Raw genomic sequence first — 17,629 nt, 5'->3', positions numbered from 1 at the left:
CTGCAAGCAGTCGCAAGCGTCGCGTTACTTCGATGCCACCACTGCCGGCGGCTGCCAGTTGCCCGCGCCAGCGGGAAGAATTGAGGGCGGCGTGGCCTTCGGCCAATAGAGGCGCATCACCAGATAAGCCGTGTCGTCAGGCGCCGGCAACCAGTTGGACTCCTTGGTCTTACCCGGCGACTCCTTCTGGATGTACAGCGTCAGTGAGCCATCCGCGTTCTTCTTCATGGCCGACAGCATCGGCGAATTGATCAGGTAGCGGTTGATCGGATTCTTGATCAGCAACTGGCTCTTGCCGTCGTACATGGTTACCGACCAGAAGGCATTGACGGGCGGCAGTTTGCCGGCAGGGAAGGTAAGCGTGTAGTTGTGCTTGCCGGTATTCAACGTCTGGCCATTGCCATCGGTACGCGTAATGGGGTACATCGCCTCGGCGGCGTCATTGCCGTACAGACCAGCCTTCGCGGCGCCAGCCCGCATCAGCCAGTCGCCTTTGTAGAACGCCTGGTCGCCGAAGAACGCGCCGACGCTCCAGCCGTTGATGTTTTTCATGCCGCTCGAGAGGAACTTGTCGACTTTCTCATCGCCGGCCTTCATCCCGAGCAGGACCGCGGCCTTGTGCTCGAGCGAGAGGTCTTTGAATTCGAAGCTCCGGCCGGGGCCTACGCCGATGCTGGCCAGCTTGGACCGGATCTCCTTGTCCTCCGATGATGGCGGCACATACTCCAACGCGGCTGACAGGTACTCGAAGAAGTTGGCCTTGATGCCCCCCGTCGTGGCCGGCACGAAGTCAATCTTCGGCGCAGCGGGCGGCGCGGGTTGATGGAGGAAGGCGGACAGCGGCTGGACCTTGTAACCCGCCTGCACCTTCTCGACATTCGGCATGTCGGCCGGATTGAACAACTGGGTGCGGATCAACGTCAGTGCGAAAGGGGTCGTAGAACTGAACACCTTGTCGATGCCAGGGGGGGGCGCACCCTTCCAGTCGGGGCCTGCAATCAGATAGCTCCCGGGTGCGCTGGCCGTGGCCCGGTTCCCGATATAGCCGTAGTTATAGGTGTTGCCGTCGATCAACTGAACCGAGTAGTAGCGTTTTTTGGAGATGGCAGGCACGGTGATCACGAGTGGCTCTGCGCGCAGGTCGGCCCAGAGTATCGAGTAGGGCGTGTCGCTGTTTGGCGTAATGACGGCCGTATCAGCGGGCGTCGCGACCCGATGCTCGTTGTGCAGTTGGTTGAAGGGCGCCTTGAACTGGCTGGACTTGGAGTCCACTGCGAATTCGTTCATCACGGCGTAGTTCATGACCAGCGGCAAGCCGTAGATAAAGCCTTCCTCGGCGATCGCCTTGGTTTGCTCCAGGCTCGGCGCGGGAACGCCCTTGGCCACATCCGCCTTGTCGGCCTGTGTGATCGGATCGAGCTTGCTCGTGCACCCGGTGAAAAGCGTTGAACCTACGACGACCGCCGCAGCCAATGTCCAGCCACTGTGAGACTTCCTGTTCATTTTCACCTCGTTAGTTTTGTACAAACCGGCGTCGTGAGCGTTCATGCCCACGGTTAGATACTAGGCATGACACCGGAAACGCTCTTGGATTTTTCTCAGTAGCGCCAAGTCATGTTGGCGGTCAGGGCTTGAATCCAGGCGTTGTCGAACTCCCCTGATACACGATTGCCAGACAGAGATTTTTGCTGATTGACTGGCATGTCCCCCATCCACACCGTGACCCAACTGAAATTCACGTCTGTCTCTTTATTCAGCGAATAAGTAAAGCCAGTGGCGAAGCGCCAGGCGGCGCCCATGGGCACGGTGAGCGTACGATTACCGTCGGACACGGCGGACGTGTCATAGGCGACACCGAAATCCCAGACCCAGTCCTGGTTCATCTGGTATTGAGCGCCAAGCGCCAATTGATACGTGTCTTTGTAATGCGCATCGATTGAGGTGGCCCGTGAACCGGTTCTGGACGTGTCTACGTCAATGCCGATGTCACCGAATTTCGACCAGTCCTGCCAATTGACCGAGGCCAGGACAGCCCATTGCGTATCCAGTTGCTGGTACAGGCTGAGGGTCGCCGTTTGCGGTACTTTCAGGTCGATTTTGGTGTTGAGGCTGTTGAGGCGACTCACCAACGGAGCACTGCTCTTCACATCCAGGCGATCCTCGAAGTCGAGGTCAACCTGACTGGTGTAAGCCAGGCCAATCCGGGTACCGGGCTTTGGGGCATAAATCACGCCTGCGTTGGCGCCGTAACCCCAGGTGCTGTCCCGGTATTTGTATTGGCCGTCACCCCGTTGTGTCAGTCCGAGCGGCGCCTGATCAATCGCAGCTTCGCTCTTCAGCGTCCCGTACATGGCTTTCAGTCCGACGCCGACGGACCATTGATCGTTGAAGCGATAGGCGACACTGGGCACCAGTGACAGTCCCGCAATGCTCGCGTTCTGCACGAAATAACGGCCGGACCAGTCGTTGTCGTAGTTTTCAGCGAGGCCGAAATCGCCATAGGAGCCGAAGCCGATGGACCACCGATCATCCAGTTGATGGCTGATGAAGAAACTGCCGCCCGGTATGGGATCGAGCGCGTTACCACTGCCAGTGCCCGGTGTATTGGTTTCACTGTCTTTATCAAACGATAAGTCACCAAAAAGAACCTGAGCGCCAGCGGAGATCTGTGTTCCGCTGAGGTAACTCAAGCCTGCGGGGTTGCTGGCGATGGTCGAAGGGCCCTGTGCCCGGGCCGCTGCACCGGCATTGGCCAGTCCGACGTTGTCGGTGGCGATTTCGTACAACATCAGGCCACCGGCAACACTGCGACCACTGGTAAGGAGTGTCAGTGCACCAAGAACAGTAATCGACAACACACTTTTATTTAATGGCATGAGATCCCTCTCTTCAGATCACTCAATCGATATCGCTTGGATCGCCCCAAGGCCGGGGCGCCGTCTTTTACTCGTGCGGCTTTCTTGAGTGTCTGCACGGAACTCCAACCGCAGGTGCAACTAATCGCCAGCCTCATGAACAGCACAAAAAACCGAAGATCAGCTTTGCAGCCAGCCTGTTGTCGCGTTCACTTTACGGCAATCATCAGAAAGGCATCTTGCATTTTCGGACACCGACGCGCGGTATCACGGGTGTATGGAAATTGTTGAATCAACCCTCAATGGAGGCTACCCCAGCCCATTTCTCCAATGCTGCGGTGACGTATTTGTCCACGTTTTGAATGCACGGGAGAAGGCGTTTGGATCCTGGTATTGAAGGGTCTGAGAGATTGTGGATATCGGCAAATCCGTATTTTTCAAGAGCTGCCGCGCGAAGTTGCTTCTGGAGTCGGTGATCAGTTCTTTGAGGTGAGAACCTTCCGCATCCAGCCGGCGTCGCAGCGTTCTTTCATTCAATGAGAATTGACTGGCGATGTGCCTGGAGTTTGCCTGGCCTTTCAATAATAGAGCGTATGCCTGGCTCTTGATTTGTTCTGAAATCGTCAAAGGTGACGTGGCGGTTGAAATAGCCAGTTTAAGCTGATGGTGTAAGCGTGGGTTCGCCGTACATTGAATTTGCCGGAGTTGCTGATTGTTTATTACAAGTCCGGAGATGCTTGCGTTGAACTGAATGTTGCAGCGAAATTTTCTGACGTACGGGGTAATGTCTGATGGCTTGCGATATGAAAACTGCACACGAACGGGTGTCCAGTTAGCGCCTAACAATGTCCGCAACATTTGCAGGCCGACCATGACGGCAGTGTCGACAAGTAATGATTGATTGGGCAGGTCGTGGCGATAAATGACATATCCCAACAAACTGTGTTGGCCCGCCAAGGGAAGAAGGAGTGGGGTCGCGCCACGATCATAGAGATTGGCATGCCCGACCAGGTCGTTCAATGCATCGCCTGGTGTAGTCGCAAGACGCATAAGCTGACCCACCGGACCCAAATTATCCAGCGAAAAGCGCTCACCGATCAACAGGCCAATATGGGGGCACTGAGTGTGTTCGAATGCCGTGTTGAACAGACGAGCAACGTCCATGTAGGCGAGATGGTTGTCTTCATATGCAAATTGCTCAAGGCTGATACCAGCGTCTTTGAAAACGCCTCTCGAGGAACCCCCTATCGCGTCAACTACTTCCGGGAACCTACGGAATGGGCTTGTACTAATTTCTCCAGGCCCGCCCATTCTTAAAGATGATTTTTTGGAGGGCATATTAGCTCGCTATCATTCCTGAAACCGGCGCATTGGCCACGCTGGCGAACATCTGACACATGACGAGCAAAAGAGCGTAGCGCCCATGAGCCAGCGCCTGGCACCTCGCGGCCGTTCTGCGCCGCCAGTCCTTGGACCGAATCATCGAATACACGAGTCGTGCGCATTAATTGAATCCAAAAATACATAATATTGAATACATTGGTTTTAGCACGGATGCGCTTTTTTTCAAATGGTCCATAGAGACCATGCTCCATCCTAATAGCCGCTTCCATACATCGACGAAGATTGGTTAGAGGGCATTCTTCTGGTGTTTTCGTTTCGAGTACTTGGTCAGAAATAAAAAATGAAGTGAAGCCAACAGGGGGAGTGGGCCCTCTTTTTCTGGATTAGCAAGGCGACTGTCCGCGCTCAAGGGTTGCAGCTTGCCGGCGCTTTGGGAACGCAGATGTGTCCGATGTCGTTTATCTGCGAAGACTGCTATTGGCCGATTTCTGCCGGCCATGAAGCCGAAATCAAGCTGAAGAACGTGCTCGGCGATGTTTGCGCACTATGAGGACTCAATACTAGAGATGCTGACTTAAGAACGTGAGGTCATTTTTCCCATTGTTCGAGCAGTATTGAGACGAATTTTTCCGCTGCCGGAGAGAGTGAAGCTCCTCGACGGTAAACCAGTCCCAACGATCGGTTAACTATGGGCTCTATCAAAGGGACGCTTACCAATGTTGGATGATCCACAGCAGGCATTGCGAGGCTCGGCATTGCCGAGACTCCTAAGCCAGCTTCTACCAGGCCCAGCGATGTAGACAGGTGTTGCACCTCATAGAACCATTGTGGACGCCAGCTCAAGCCTGACAAAGCGTGGTCAAGCAACATGCGGTTGCCGCTTAGGCGACCGACCCCGATAAGGCGGTAATTGCTAAGTTCAGACCAGGTTACCGAGCTACGCTCGGCCAGCTCATGATCGCGTCGACAAGCTAAAACAAAAGGCTCGTTGACCAATGGCACGAACTCTATGTCTGGGTGCTGTCCGCTCATCATGTTGATGCCAAAGTCGGCTTCGCCACGCAGAACAGCCTCCAGCCCTTCGTTCGCACTGAGATCAAGCAAGCGAATGCGGATTTGTGGATAGCGCTCGTTGTAGAGGCGGATTACCGAAGGGAGGAAGTAGAAGGCTGCGGTTGGGATGCAGGCAAGGGTTACACGGCCGCTCTGCCGCTCCGCCAACTCTCGGATGTTAAGTATCGAGTCGTCGAAGTCATCCAATAAGCGTCGTGCCTTGGGCAGGAAGTCTCGCCCAACGCTGGTGAGGCTTACCCTTCTTGTCGTGCGATCAAGAAGCGCTGTTCCCAATCCCTCTTCAAGCTTTTTCATTCTCCGACTCAGCGCGGGTTGAGAGAGATGCAATGCATCGGCAGCTTCGTGGAAGCTTCCAAGTTCGGCGATTTTCACGAAAGATCGGATGTCATTGAGCTCATAATTCACTTTTTTATCTCACTAGCCGAGAGTTGTTAAGCCCAGTCAGCCTAAATTCATCATTCGTAAAACGCAATAATCAGGCTGATATTTGCATTGGAAACAATTTTTAAAGCCTGCGACTCTTGCTCACAAGACATCAATTACCCCGATTGATCAACAAGAGTTAGTGTTCATGCAACGAATTCCCTGTGTGCTAATGCGCGGTGGTACTTCCAAGGGCCCAGTGTTCCTCGCCTGGGATCTACCTGTTGCGATCGAAGACCGTGATGAACTGCTGCTCAACCTCATGGGCTCTGGGCATGAACTGGAAATTGACGGCATCGGTGGTGGCAGCCCACAAACCAGCAAGGTGGCGATCGTCAGCCCGTCGCTGCATCCTGAGGCGGATGTCGACTATCTGTTCGTTCAAGTCATGGTCTCCCAGCGTCGAGTCGACACCGCGCCTAATTGCGGCAACATGCTTTGCGCCGTTGGCCCGTTCGCCATCGAGCAGGGGCTGGTAAAAGCTTCCAAAGACCTGACACGTGTGCGTATTCGCAACCTCAACACGGGCACTTTTGTGAACGCCGAGGTACAGACGCCCGGTGGGAAGGTCAGCTATGAAGGTGACACCGCCATCGATGGTGTGCCGGGTACCGCCGCTCCTGTGCAACTCACCTTCCTGGATGCTGCGGGCAGCAAGACCGGCAAGCTTTTCCCGACTGGGCAAACGCAGGATTTGATCGACGGTATTCCAGTGACCTGCATCGACATGGCGATGCCGATGATGATCATCGAAGCTGGCCAACTGGGTAAGCGCGGCGATGAAAGTCCTGCTGAACTGGATGCCGACAAAGAGTTCCTGCGTCGCCTCGAGTCCTTGCGACTGCAAGCCGGCTTGGCAATGGGCCTGGGTGACGTCAGCGACAAAGTGATTCCCAAGCCTGTACTGGTGTCACCGGCCAAGGCTGGCGGCACAATTCAGGTGCGCTACTTCATGCCACACAACTGCCACCGGGCCTTGGCGATCACCGGTTCCATCGGCCTTGCCACCGCTTGTGTCACTGAAGGCAGTGTGGTCGCGCAATTGCTCGGCGGGGTTAGCGAGCCGCGCTTGAAGCAAGTACGCATTGAACATCCAAGTGGCGGGATAGATGTCGTATTGTCCTACACGGGCGATCAGGGTGAGACAATTCGTGCCTCAGTGGTGCGTACATCGCGCAGGCTGTTCTCCGGTTTTGTCTACGCCACGGCTTCCCAACGACTTGCCGGATAATTTCCCCTGGTCATTGCCGTTCTTGCATCAGCACAATTCTAAAAATGGGTGATGCCATGAAAGTTGTAAAATCGCTCTACTTCCAGATTCTCCTCGCCGTGCTGTTGGGTGTGCTGGTCGGACATTTTTGGTCGCAACAGGCCATCGCCTTGAAGCCGCTTGGTGATGCCTTCATCAAGTTGATCAAGATGATGATCGCTCCGGTGGTGTTCTGCACCATCGTCACCGGTATTGCCGGCATGAGCGACAAACGCTCCCTCGGGCGTCTGTTGAGCAAGACCATGCTGCTGTTCCTGGCACTGACCGTGATCAGTTTGATCATAGGCCTGGTGTCGGTCTACCTGTTCAAACCCGGTGTGGGCATGAACATTGACCCCGCCCAGTTGAGCACCAAGGGACTGTCGCAATACACCGATTCCGCCGCGAAGCTGGGAGTGGTCGAGTTTTTCATGCACATCATCCCGGACACTTTCATCGGCGCTTTCAATAAGGGTGAAGTGCTGCCGGTGTTGTTCATCGCGGTGCTTTGCGGTTTCGCACTGTCGGCCATCGGCGAGCGTGGCAAGCCGGTACTGGATGTACTGGAATCCGCCTCGCACATGGTGTTCAAGATTTTCTCCTATCTGATGCGCTTCGCTCCGATCGGTGCTTTTGGCGCGTTGGCATTCACCGTAGGCCAGTACGGTATTACATCGTTGGGCTCGCTGGCCAAGCTGATCATGACCTTGTACGTAGCCTGTGCCTTCTTCGTCTTTGTGGTGCTGGGCAGCATTTGCCGGGCAAATGGCTTCAGTCTCTGGAAGTTGCTGCGCTACTTCCGCGAAGAGTTCCTGGTGGTGCTCGGGACTTCCTCAACCGAGCCGGTGATGCCGCGGATGTTGGAAAAGCTGCAAGCCCTGGGTTGCAAAAAAGGCGTGGTGGGGTTGGTGCTGCCAACGGGGTACTCGTTTAACCTCGACGGTACGGCAATCTACCTATCGCTGGCAGCGGTATTCATTGCTCAAGCTTGCAACATCGATCTAAGCCTGACACAGACCGTGACCATGCTGGCCATCATGCTGTTGTCCTCGAAGGGTGCAGCAGGTGTGACCGGAGCCGGGTTTGTCGCGCTGGCGTCGACACTGACTGTGATCCATGACATTCCCTTGGCCGGCCTTGCACTGCTGATCGGTATCGACCGCTTCATGTCGGAAGCCCGGGCCTTGACCAGTCTGGCAAGCAACGCCGTGGCTACCGTGGTGATGTCCATCTCGGAGAACGCTTGTGATCGCGAGACACTGATGCGGACTCTTGACGGCGAACCGTCGCCCGCCCTGGCACAAACCCAGAGTGAAAACTGGGATGGTCGCAAGGTCACGGAACACGTCTGACCGGACACGCCTGAAACACCCAACAAACATTTCATTCAACTCCCCGCCAGGCACGGCTGATCGTGCCGTCTGGCGGGCTCGAGGTCGTGCGCCTGCGCATCGGCCACGCTACTGATAAGAACAAGAGAACTGACCTATGCTCGCATTTCTTGGTTTGGCCATGGTGGTGGTTTTTACCTATCTGATAATGTCGAAACGCCTATCGCCGATTGTCGCCCTGACGTTGGTGCCGATTGTGTTTGCGGTGATTGGCGGTTTTGGCGGTACTACGGGCAAGATGATGCTCGACGGCCTGAAGATGGTTGCGCCTTCGGCTGCGCTTCTGCTGTTCGCCATCCTGTTCTTCGGCCTGATGATTGATGCCGGGTTGTTCGACCCGTTGATTCGTAAAATCCTCAAGCGTGTAAACGGCGATCCGATGAAAATCGCTATCGGCACCGCGCTGCTGTCACTGCTGGTCGCCCTCGACGGCGACGGCACAACCACCTACATGATCACCTGCGCGGCAATGCTGCCGTTGTACAAGCGTATCGGCATGAACCCGATGATTCTGGCGACCATCGCCATGTTGTCCTTGAGCATCATGAGCGGCATGACCCCATGGGGCGGGCCCGCTACAAGGGCGATCGCGGCACTGGGCCTGGATGCCGGCGAGTACTTCGTGCCCTTGCTGCCGACCATGATCGGCGGCGCGATGTGGGTGGTGTTCACCGCTTTCCTCCTGGGCCGTGCCGAGCGTAAGCGCATCGGTAATGTGCAGCTACAGAGCGGTGGCGGTAATTGCTACATCGACGCGATCCTGGGTGATACCCCGCACAAACGGCCTAAACTTGCATACGTGAACCTGTTGCTGGTGATCGCGGTCATGGTCGCGCTGGTAATGGGCATCATGCACTCGGCGATCCTGTTCCTGATCGGCTTTGTCCTGGCACTGATGATCAACTACCCGCAACTGGATATTCAGAAAGAGCGCATTCTCGCCCATTCCGGCAATGCAATGACGGTGGTGCTGCTGGTGTTTGCCGCCGGTATTTTTGCCGGGATCTTCTCGGGCACCAAGATGGTCGACTCCCTGGCGCAAACGCTAGTGGACTGGATTCCGCCATCCTGGGGACACCTGTTCCCACTGGTGGTGGCGATCACCAGCATGCCGTTGACCTTTGTTCTGTCCAACGATGCTTACTACTTTGGTGTGGTACCGATCCTGGCCAACGCGGCCGCAGCCTATGGCATTGACCCGGTGGAAATCGCCCGCGCGTCGATTCTCGGTCAGCCAGTACACCTGATGAGTCCGTTGGTAGCCTCGACCCTGTTGCTGGTGGGTATGGTCGATCGTGATATCGGCGATTTCCAGAAAGCCACCGTCAAATGGGCGGTACTCACTTCATTAGTAGTCACCGCGCTAGCCCTGCTGACCGGGGCGATCAGTCTCTTCTCCTGATTCACACCAAGCATCTGTTTTCTCCTGACGCGCCCCGCTTGCGAGGCGTGCGCTGTTCTGCACTCCAAATAACAACAATGAGTAGTTTGCCAATGACCACTTTGCATACCCAACGGGCGCTGTTTTCACTTCTTGGCTTGTTGCCGCTGGCCAGTGCCAGTGCAGAAGGCTTTATCGACGACAGCAAGCTCAAGCTGCAATTGCGCAACGTCTATTTCAATGAGAATTTCCGCGACGAGCATGGCATGAGTGCCAAATCAGCAAGGACGGCGAAGAGCGAACGAACCGAGTGGGCCCAGGGATTTCTGTTGGATTACCAGTCGGGATTTACACCTGGCACTATCGGGTTTGGTGTTGATGCCCTTGGCCTGCTCGGGGTCAAGCTCGACTCCGGCCGTGGCCGCAGCGGCACGGGCTTGTTGCCGGTGCATGATGACGGTCGTGCGGCTGACGAATTCGCAAGTCTGGGTATGACTGCCAAAGCCCAACTGGCCAAGACCACGGTCAAATACGGCACCTTGCTACCCAAGACTCCGGTGCTGATCTATAACGACGCGCGTCTGTTGCCGCAAACGTACCAAGGCACTCAGATCAGTAGCGTCGACATTGAAAACCTCACCCTTACCGGGGGTTACCTGGATCGATTCAAACTGCGTGATTCCAGCGACAGCATGCCGATTGTGCCCGACGGTTACGGCGGAGATAAATCAGGCGACTTCAGCTATGCAGGCGCCGAGTACAAGCTGGGAAAGAGCGTTCGTTTGAGTTATTTCTACGGCGAACTGGAAAACTTTTACCGACAGAATTTCGCAGGTATCCAGCACGATCTACCCTTGGGCGGCGGTGTGCTGACCAGTGACTTGCGCTACTTCAACAGTGTCGATAACGGCTCAGCCTACGGTGGCAAGATCGACAACAACATGCTGAGCGGTCAATTGTCCTACGCCATTTCCGGCCATACCTTCGGTGGCGGATACCAGACCCTCAGTGGTGATGCCGGATTACCTTTTATCAGTGGCGCAACGGTTTATTCGTTCAGCAACGCCGGGATAGGCAAATTTGTCGAGGAGGATGAAAAAACCTGGATGCTTAATTACGGCTATAACTTTGCTGCCGTCGGCGTACCGGGCCTGACGTTTTCCGCCCGGTATCTGAGCGGCAACGACGGTAAGTCCGACACCTCAGTCAAGGAGTGGGAGCGTGATGCCGAACTGGCTTACGTCGTGCAACAAGGCTCCTTCAAGGGGCTGGGTGTGCGGTTGCGTAACTACGTTTACCGCTCTGATTATTCCCGTGGCCGAGATAGCAACCGAATCTACTTTACCTACGACATCGCACTCTGGTGATCCCCTGATTGCGCCCTCGCGATTTTCGCAGGCCGCCTTTTCAGTGGCTGCTTCAAAGGATTGGACGGTGGCCAAATCATCGACAGCGCACGCTGACGGTTACGTCCAATTTCAGAGCGTATCCTCCACCGAAACCGCAAGACATGCTTCGGCGCTTCGCGTCGATGAACTTGCGGCCTGTGTGCAGATGAGCACTCCGACCTTTCACCACCACTTCCGCCAACTCGCCGCAATGAGCCCTCTGCAGTACCAAAAATGGCTGCGACTGAATGAAACAAGACGGTTGATGCACAATGAACACTAGGACGTATTCTTTGACGTCTTTACTTGTCCGGCCTCTACGTTAGCAGCGGCGTATGCCTGTGCCTTGGCGGTTTTCGTTTGCTCGTTGGGCTTGATCTGCTCATCAATAAGCGCTCGACCCTGGTTGCGGGCCTTGCGGATGTCCGTCAGGGATTTGCGCGGCCAGGAGCCGCAGGCGTACTGTGGCGCCTGCCTCGACCTTGGCGGTATTCAGTACCGCACCGATGCCGGTGGTGACGCCGCAACCGAGCAAACACACCTTCTCCAGCGGCGCTTCCTTGGGGATTTTCGCCAACGAGATTGCTGGTAATACGGTGTATTCAGAAAACGTCGAACACCCCGTGTAGTGATGGATCGGCTCGCCTTCGGATGATTGTTTTAACCTGGCTCTACGCAATCACAGCCATTAAAAAAAGCAGCCCTTTGGCACCGATAACATCGTTTCTCGGCGGCGCTGCTTTTCAATATATTGGCCGCCAGATCCGGTGAGTGACTCAACATTCGCCACCCTCAGTGCGAGTAGTCTTTATGAATAAAAAACCAGGCAACTCAGGGTTTGTTAATGCGGGTGCGGGAACCCGAGCAGTGTGGGGTGGAGAGCAAGTCAGGCATCCCTACAACGCCACTCAAACCCCCATCGTGGTCAGTGCCGCTTATGGTTATGACGATATCGACGTCTGGTACGACGTAGCGTTGGGCAAGGCGCCCGGCTTTATCTACAGCCGCATGAGCAACCCGACAGTCGAGACCCTTGAGGCAAAGATTCGCGAGTTGGAGTTGGCCGAATCTGCCGTGGCCTTCAGCAGCGGGATGGCGGCGATCAGCAGTGTGCTTTACACCTTCCTGGCCCATGGCGATCGGGTGGTGTCGACCAAGGACAGCTATGGCGGCACCAACAAGATTTTTGAAGAGTTCCTGCCGCGTACCGGTGTGAACGTGACGTTGTGCGAGACGTTCGATCACGAAGAAATCGAACGCGAAATCGCCAAAGGCTGCCAATTGGTGTATCTGGAAACACCGACCAACCCGACGCTGAAAATACTCGATATTGAGCGTCTGGTGGCTGCAGCCAAGCGTGTCGGTGCCATTGTGGTGGCGGATAACACCTTCGCCACGCCGTTGAATCAGAACCCGCTGGCGCTGGGTGTGGACGTGGTCATTCACAGTGCCACCAAGTTTCTCAGTGGCCACGGCGACGTGCTTGGCGGCCTGGTGTGCGGTAGCGAATCGCTGATGGCCAAGGTGCGTCATTACCGGGAAATCAACGGTGCGACGCTCGACCCGTTCTCCGCCTACCTGATCATTCGCGGCATGAAAACGTTGGTGCTGCGCATGCGTCAGCAGCAACGCAGTGCCCGCGCACTGGCCGAGTACCTCTGCGTTGAACCCTTGGTGGAGTCGGTCAATTATCCCGGTTTGCCCGGCCATCCGAATCATGCGGTGGCGTGCGCGCAAATGTCCGGCTTCGGTGCCATCGTCAGCTTTGTCGTGGCGGGCGGCATGGACACGGTCAAGGTGCTCTTGCCACGACTGCGATTCGCCCACTGCGCGGGCAATCTCGGTGCGGTGGAAACCATCTACGGTCCGGCCCGCACCACCAGCCATGTCGAGAACACGCTGGAGGAACGCCTGGCCCTGGGTATTTCAGAGGGGCTGGTGCGGATCTCTGTCGGCATCGAAGACACCGACGATCTGCTCGACGACCTGAAACAGGCGTTCGCAATTGTCAGGGGGGCGGGCAACGATCCCGCACCATCAAACACGCAGCTTTCAATCAATGAAAATTGCGCCGAAGTTGCAAACTGAAGCGTTAGCGTTAAACCTCACTGCAAGGATGTGAGTGGGGCGTTCATGAAGTGGAATAATAATAAAACTTAGTGGCGATCTGTTTTTTCTCTGCCCAGTCAGTCATCGCAGACGTTAATTCGCGCCCTAATAACTTTCATGAGAACAATCATGTCCATAAAAGAAGAACAACTTCATTCGCGTTCCGGTTTTAAAAAGGAAATGCAGACACGGCATATTGTCATGTTGGCATTAGGCGGCGTCATCGGTACCGGACTGTTTCTCACGTCCGGGTACACGGTTAACCAGGCCGGTCCCTTGGGCGCGGTGATCGCTTACATCATCGGCGCGCTCATGGTTTACATGGTGATGATGTGCCTGGGCGAACTGGCGGTACAGATGCCGGAAACCGGTTCATTCAGTACATATGCCACCCGCTTTCTGGGGCCTGGTACCGGCTATACCGTGGCTTGGTTGTATTGGCTGACCTGGACGGTGGCCATCGGTTCTGAATTCACCGCCGCCGGTATCTTGATGGTGCGCTGGTTCCCGGATACACCGGTATGGATCTGGAGTGCGTTGTTTGCAGGTCTGGTGTTCCTGACCAATGTGATTTCGGTGCGCCTGTTCGCTGAGACCGAGTTCTGGTTGTCTCTGGTTAAAGTGGTGACCGTCATTGTGTTTTTGATGATTGGCGGTGGCGCGATTCTCGGTTTGCTGCACATTGAGCAGAGCCACAGCATCGGGTTGAGCAACTTCACTCGCGAAGGACTTTTTCCTACCGGCGTCATGCCGATAGCCATGACGTTATTGGCGGTGTCTTTTGCGTTCTCCGGCACTGAGTTGATCGGTATTGCCGCTGGGGAAACCAAGGACCCGCAGCGCAACGTGCCGCGTGCCATTCGCACGACCGTGCTGCGCCTGGCGATCTTCTTCGTAGGTACCATTTTCGTCCTGGCGACGCTGTTACCCCGTGAGCAGGCCGGCCTGGTAGAGAGTCCATTCGTCACGGTGTTCACTTACATCGGGATTCCATATTCGGCTGACATCATGAACTTCGTGATCATCAGTGCCTTGCTGTCGGCCGCCAACTCCGGTTTGTATGCCGCGTCACGGATGCTCTGGACGCTGAGTGACCAGGGTCACCTGCCCAAGCGGTTCTCGGCCCTGACTCGCATGGGGACGCCGCTCAACGCCATTATCGTCAGCATGGCGGGTGGGGCTGCCTCGTTGCTCAGCAGCGTGTTTGCTGCCGACACCATCTATCTGGCGCTGGTGTCGATCTCCGGATTGGCGGTGGTAGTGGTCTGGATGAGCATCGCTGCGAGCCAGATTGCTTTCCGCCGTCACTATGTGGCCAACGGCGGTGACATCCGCGACTTGAAATTCCGTGTCCGGGGTTATCCATGGGTGCCGCTGGGAGCGCTGGTCTGCTGCAGTCTGGCGTGCGTCGGGATTGCGTTCGATCCGGAGCAGCGAGTGGCGTTGTACTTCGGTTTGCCCTTCATCGCCTGGTGCTATTTCGTGTATTACATTACCCGCAAAAGCCGCGAGCGACGCTTGTCGGTTGCCCCCTTGGCACAACCGTCGGACGCGTTCTAGTCAGCGTCGACGGGATGGGCAAGCGTGCTCGGTGGAGGGGGCGTCCAAGAGGTTCAAGCCATGAAGCAAAAGACGCTACCCCCATTGAACTGGTTGCGGGCATTCGAGGTGTCTGCCCGCTGTTTGAACTTCACCCATGCCGCCGAAGAACTGTTTTTGACCCAGGGCGCAGTCAGTCAGCAGATCCGCCAACTGGAAAGCCATCTTGGGGTGGCACTGTTCAAGCGCTTGCCCCGAGGCCTGGGGCTGACCGAGGAAGGCCAGGCTTATCTGCCGGTGGTGCAGGATGCGATCACACGACTGGCAGTGGGGACCAACGAGATTTTTGGCCAGCATAAACGTCGGCCGATCAAGGTACGTGGCAGCCTGGCGTTCTTCGTGCATTGGCTGGCGCCCAAGCTGGCGGGGTTTAGCCAGGCGCATCCGCATGTCGATATCCGCTACATCAGCAATATCTGGGTCAAGGAACTGGACGGGGAGGATGACATGGAGATTCGCTGGGGCCACGGTCAATGGCCCGGCCTGGTGTCGCAGCGCCTGACCTGGGACACGCTGTTCCCGGTGTGTTCGCCGGACCTGATGGCGAGGTCGCCGCTGACGGTCCCCGCGGACGTGTCGCACCATCCGCTGTTGCATGTTCTGGGTTACGAAGAGGGTTGGGGTTACTGGTTGAACATGGTCGGTGCGGACACCGTCGACTCCTCGACCGGCATGCAGTTCGACACATTGATCTCGACTTTGCGCATGGCCGAGTTAGGGCAGGGGATCGCCCTGGCGCGGTCCTCGATGGTGGAGGAGATGCTTCAGGATGGACGATTGGTCGAACCCTTTACCCAGCGTATCGAAGCCAGCGAGTCTTTTTACCTTGTGCGCGGTTCCGGGGCCGAGCAGCACCCCGACGCGGTGATGTTTTCCACCTGGCTGGTCGAGCAGGCACATCGTTTCAAATGAATGGCCGGAGCCAACCATGCGTTATGTGAGTACCCGAAATTCGGCCGTACAGGTCGACTTCGAACAGGTCGTATTGTCTGGCATTGCCGAGGACGGTGGACTGTTCGTACCGCTCGAACTGCCGCTGTTTGAAGCGCAGGACATTGCCAACTGGTCGACCTTGCCCTATGACGAACTGGCCTACAGGGTGATCAGTCCGTTCGTGGGGGAAGCGATCCCCGAGACAGACCTCAAGCGCCTGCTCAAAGAGGCGGGCAGCCAATTCAGGCATCGCTCCCTGGCACCTTTGCATCAGGTCGATCGTAACGAGTGGGTGCTGGAATTGTTCCACGGGCCGACTCGCTCCTCGAAGGATTTTGCCGCTCAATTGCAGGCGCGGCTGGTGCCGTATTTTCTGCGCAAGCGCGGGCGTCGCGGGGTGATGATCGGTGCCACCAACGGCGATACCGGGCTGGCGGCCATCGAGGCGTTCAAGCACTGCGAGGACACCCCCGTGGTGGTGTTTTACCCGGAGACGGGCGTACCCCGGGACCAACTCCAGCATCTGCAAGCAGCAGCGCACCCAGGGGTTCATCAGTTCGCGGTCAACGGCAGCTTCGACGAGTGCCAGACCATCGTCACCCGGCTGTTCCGACAATGGCCGTATGCGCAGTACGAGGTGATCAGTTTCAACTCCAGTAACTGGGTCAGTGTGTTGGCGCAACTGGTGTTTTACTTCCACGCCGTGTTGCAACTGGGAGGCGGCCAGCGACCGATTGGTTTCAGTGTGCCGGCGGCGAGTTTTGCCGAGGTGTATGCCGGCTACATCGCGCAAAAAATGGGCCTGCCGATCACCCAGATGATTGTTGCGACCAACCAGAACGACGCGTTGCATCAGTTGTTTCAGAAGAACCACTACAGCAGGTCACGAGCCAACAAGACGCTTTCGCCTGCCATGGACCTGTCGATCTTTTCCAATCTGGAACGGTTCCTTTGGGAGCTCTACGGGCAAGACGACCAGGCGGTGTGTGCCCTGATGGAGGGGTTCGAGTCCAGCGGCGAGATGGTCATCGCCAACGAGTTCTGGTTGCAGGCGCGGATGATCATCGACTCCTACGCGGTCAGTGATGAGCAGACGCTGGCGGAAATCACCTCGCTGTATCGCGACACGGGATACGTCATCGACCCGCACACGGCCACTGGCGTGCTGGCCGCCAGGTTGTATCGGCGAAGCCTGGTGGCGCCCATGGTGACCCTGGGGGAAATCTCACCGGTCAAGTCGGCGGCACTGCTTGGCGAGTTGGGCATCAGTGTGGCGGAGCTGAAACCTGAGGTCGCGACGCAAGGACAGGCGCAGGTTTACCGGATTCAACCGGACGATCTCGACACCATCCATGAACTGCTCGGCGCGCTGTGAAGGCGCGACAACAGGAGGCCAAGTGAAGCGAATTCTGGACCCTCTCGATGAACACATCATCGCGCAACTACAGCTCAATGCCAGGGCTGCACATGCCGAGCTGGCAGCCAAGGTCAATCTGTCACGCAATGCGGTGCGCCAGCGTATAGAAAGACTTGAACGCGACGGTGTAATACAGGGATATACGGTACGCACGGGGGAGGGGCGACAAGCGACATCGAACATCAATGCGGTGATTTTCGTTTACCGCTACGACCGGATGCGGGGGGCGGAGGTGTTGCAAGCGCTGCGCGCAATTCCGGAAGTCATCCAGTGCGATGTCATGAGCGGCGAGTTCGACCTGATGCTGCGGGTGGGCGCTGCGAGCCCGCAGCGGGTGCACAAGGTCTGGACTGAAATTGCCGCGTTGCCCGGGGTGGAAAACACCGTGACCTCCTTCGTGCTGTCGTCTGTCGTATAGCCCATTTTTCGTACCGCCAAAAGCCAACCTGTGTTGGCTTTTATGCGT

The 17,629-nt window shown here is 56.5% G+C and carries 13 protein-coding genes and 3 pseudogenes; 10 read left to right on the top strand and 6 right to left on the bottom strand.

Features of this window, described 5'->3' with window-relative positions; all coding sequences use genetic code 11:
* Nucleotides 1-24 precede the first annotated feature (24 nt).
* From AC3IT6_RS18835 to AC3IT6_RS18820, 4 genes are all read right to left on the bottom strand, one after another.
* Nucleotides 25-1,503, bottom strand: coding sequence for a DUF1254 domain-containing protein (locus AC3IT6_RS18835; protein WP_489351910.1), 1,479 nt, complete (start codon nucleotides 1,501-1,503; stop codon nucleotides 25-27).
* A gap of 95 nt (nucleotides 1,504-1,598) precedes the next feature.
* The gene (locus tag AC3IT6_RS18830; protein WP_489351908.1) at nucleotides 1,599-2,876 is read right to left on the bottom strand and encodes an OmpP1/FadL family transporter; all 1,278 of its coding nucleotides are present in this window, start codon (nucleotides 2,874-2,876) and stop codon (nucleotides 1,599-1,601) included.
* A gap of 288 nt (nucleotides 2,877-3,164) precedes the next feature.
* On the bottom strand, nucleotides 3,165-4,193 hold the full coding sequence (locus AC3IT6_RS18825; protein WP_489351906.1) for an AraC family transcriptional regulator: 1,029 nt from the start codon (nucleotides 4,191-4,193) through the stop codon (nucleotides 3,165-3,167).
* Between the two features lie 594 nt (nucleotides 4,194-4,787).
* Entirely contained in the window at nucleotides 4,788-5,678 is an 891-nt protein-coding gene (locus AC3IT6_RS18820; protein WP_015095835.1) for a LysR family transcriptional regulator, read from the bottom strand.
* 166 nt (nucleotides 5,679-5,844) lie between these two features.
* On the opposite strand from AC3IT6_RS18820, the gene AC3IT6_RS18815 reads away from it, so the two are divergent.
* The 5 genes and pseudogenes from AC3IT6_RS18815 to AC3IT6_RS18795 form a co-directional block, all read left to right on the top strand.
* Entirely contained in the window at nucleotides 5,845-6,927 is a 1,083-nt protein-coding gene (locus AC3IT6_RS18815; protein ID WP_102668720.1) for a 4-oxalomesaconate tautomerase, read from the top strand.
* Nucleotides 6,928-6,971: 44 nt separating this feature from the next.
* Nucleotides 6,972-8,297 carry a C4-dicarboxylate transporter DctA gene (gene dctA / locus AC3IT6_RS18810; RefSeq protein WP_429382069.1) on the top strand — a complete coding sequence of 442 codons (1,326 nt, stop codon included), beginning with the start codon at nucleotides 6,972-6,974 and terminating at the stop codon, nucleotides 8,295-8,297.
* 136 nt (nucleotides 8,298-8,433) lie between these two features.
* Complete coding sequence (locus AC3IT6_RS18805) at nucleotides 8,434-9,738, top strand: CitMHS family transporter (RefSeq protein ID WP_489351904.1); 1,305 nt, start codon at nucleotides 8,434-8,436, stop codon at nucleotides 9,736-9,738.
* Nucleotides 9,739-9,830: 92 nt separating this feature from the next.
* A complete protein-coding gene (locus AC3IT6_RS18800; RefSeq protein ID WP_489351902.1) occupies nucleotides 9,831-11,084 on the top strand; it encodes an OprD family porin in 1,254 nt (417 codons plus the stop codon).
* Between the two features lie 142 nt (nucleotides 11,085-11,226).
* Nucleotides 11,227-11,385 (top strand): annotated as a pseudogene (locus tag AC3IT6_RS18795) (helix-turn-helix domain-containing protein); the annotation flags it as partial.
* An 11-nt stretch (nucleotides 11,386-11,396) separates the two neighbouring features.
* Here the strand turns inward: AC3IT6_RS18795 and AC3IT6_RS18790 are convergent.
* Nucleotides 11,397-11,579 (bottom strand): annotated as a pseudogene (locus tag AC3IT6_RS18790) (site-specific integrase); the annotation flags it as partial.
* Nucleotides 11,560-11,760: pseudogene (locus tag AC3IT6_RS18785) on the bottom strand (S-(hydroxymethyl)glutathione dehydrogenase); the annotation flags it as partial. The pseudogenes AC3IT6_RS18790 and AC3IT6_RS18785, both read right to left, overlap by 20 nt.
* Nucleotides 11,761-11,915: 155 nt before the next feature.
* Between AC3IT6_RS18785 and AC3IT6_RS18780 the strand changes: the two are divergent.
* The 5 genes from AC3IT6_RS18780 (at nucleotide 11,916) to AC3IT6_RS18760 (ending at nucleotide 17,581) form a co-directional block, all read left to right on the top strand.
* Entirely contained in the window at nucleotides 11,916-13,193 is a 1,278-nt protein-coding gene (locus tag AC3IT6_RS18780; protein ID WP_489351900.1) for a cystathionine gamma-synthase family protein, read from the top strand.
* 150 nt (nucleotides 13,194-13,343) lie between these two features.
* Nucleotides 13,344-14,774, top strand: coding sequence for an amino acid permease (locus AC3IT6_RS18775; protein ID WP_489351898.1), 1,431 nt, complete (start codon nucleotides 13,344-13,346; stop codon nucleotides 14,772-14,774).
* A gap of 60 nt (nucleotides 14,775-14,834) precedes the next feature.
* Entirely contained in the window at nucleotides 14,835-15,725 is an 891-nt protein-coding gene (locus AC3IT6_RS18770) for a LysR substrate-binding domain-containing protein (protein WP_489351896.1), read from the top strand.
* Nucleotides 15,726-15,741: 16 nt separating this feature from the next.
* Nucleotides 15,742-17,121, top strand: a complete 1,380-nt coding sequence (gene thrC / locus AC3IT6_RS18765) for a threonine synthase (RefSeq protein ID WP_489351894.1) — start codon at nucleotides 15,742-15,744, stop codon at nucleotides 17,119-17,121.
* A gap of 22 nt (nucleotides 17,122-17,143) precedes the next feature.
* On the top strand, nucleotides 17,144-17,581 hold the full coding sequence (locus tag AC3IT6_RS18760; RefSeq protein ID WP_477778217.1) for an Lrp/AsnC family transcriptional regulator: 438 nt from the start codon (nucleotides 17,144-17,146) through the stop codon (nucleotides 17,579-17,581).
* The last annotated feature ends 48 nt before the right edge of the window (nucleotides 17,582-17,629 follow it).

The sequence above is a fragment of the Pseudomonas sp. KH_017 genome (assembly GCF_057840285.1).
Note: the sequence above shows the minus strand (reverse complement) of the source record. Positions and strands in the feature narration are given on the sequence as shown.

What these genes read in the sequence shown, in the direction of transcription:
- AC3IT6_RS18835 (WP_489351910.1), bottom strand. Translation starts at nt 1,503, where the DNA reads ATGAACAGGAAGTCTCACAGTGGCTGGACATTGGCTGCGGCGGTCGTC.
- AC3IT6_RS18830 (WP_489351908.1), bottom strand. Translation starts at nt 2,876, where the DNA reads ATGCCATTAAATAAAAGTGTGTTGTCGATTACTGTTCTTGGTGCACTG.
- AC3IT6_RS18825 (WP_489351906.1), bottom strand. Translation starts at nt 4,193, where the DNA reads ATGCCCTCCAAAAAATCATCTTTAAGAATGGGCGGGCCTGGAGAAATT.
- AC3IT6_RS18815 (WP_102668720.1), top strand. Translation starts at nt 5,845, where the DNA reads ATGCAACGAATTCCCTGTGTGCTAATGCGCGGTGGTACTTCCAAGGGC.
- dctA (WP_429382069.1), top strand. Translation starts at nt 6,972, where the DNA reads ATGGGTGATGCCATGAAAGTTGTAAAATCGCTCTACTTCCAGATTCTC.
- AC3IT6_RS18805 (WP_489351904.1), top strand. Translation starts at nt 8,434, where the DNA reads ATGCTCGCATTTCTTGGTTTGGCCATGGTGGTGGTTTTTACCTATCTG.
- AC3IT6_RS18800 (WP_489351902.1), top strand. Translation starts at nt 9,831, where the DNA reads ATGACCACTTTGCATACCCAACGGGCGCTGTTTTCACTTCTTGGCTTG.
- AC3IT6_RS18780 (WP_489351900.1), top strand. Translation starts at nt 11,916, where the DNA reads ATGAATAAAAAACCAGGCAACTCAGGGTTTGTTAATGCGGGTGCGGGA.
- AC3IT6_RS18775 (WP_489351898.1), top strand. Translation starts at nt 13,344, where the DNA reads ATGTCCATAAAAGAAGAACAACTTCATTCGCGTTCCGGTTTTAAAAAG.
- AC3IT6_RS18770 (WP_489351896.1), top strand. Translation starts at nt 14,835, where the DNA reads ATGAAGCAAAAGACGCTACCCCCATTGAACTGGTTGCGGGCATTCGAG.
- thrC (WP_489351894.1), top strand. Translation starts at nt 15,742, where the DNA reads ATGCGTTATGTGAGTACCCGAAATTCGGCCGTACAGGTCGACTTCGAA.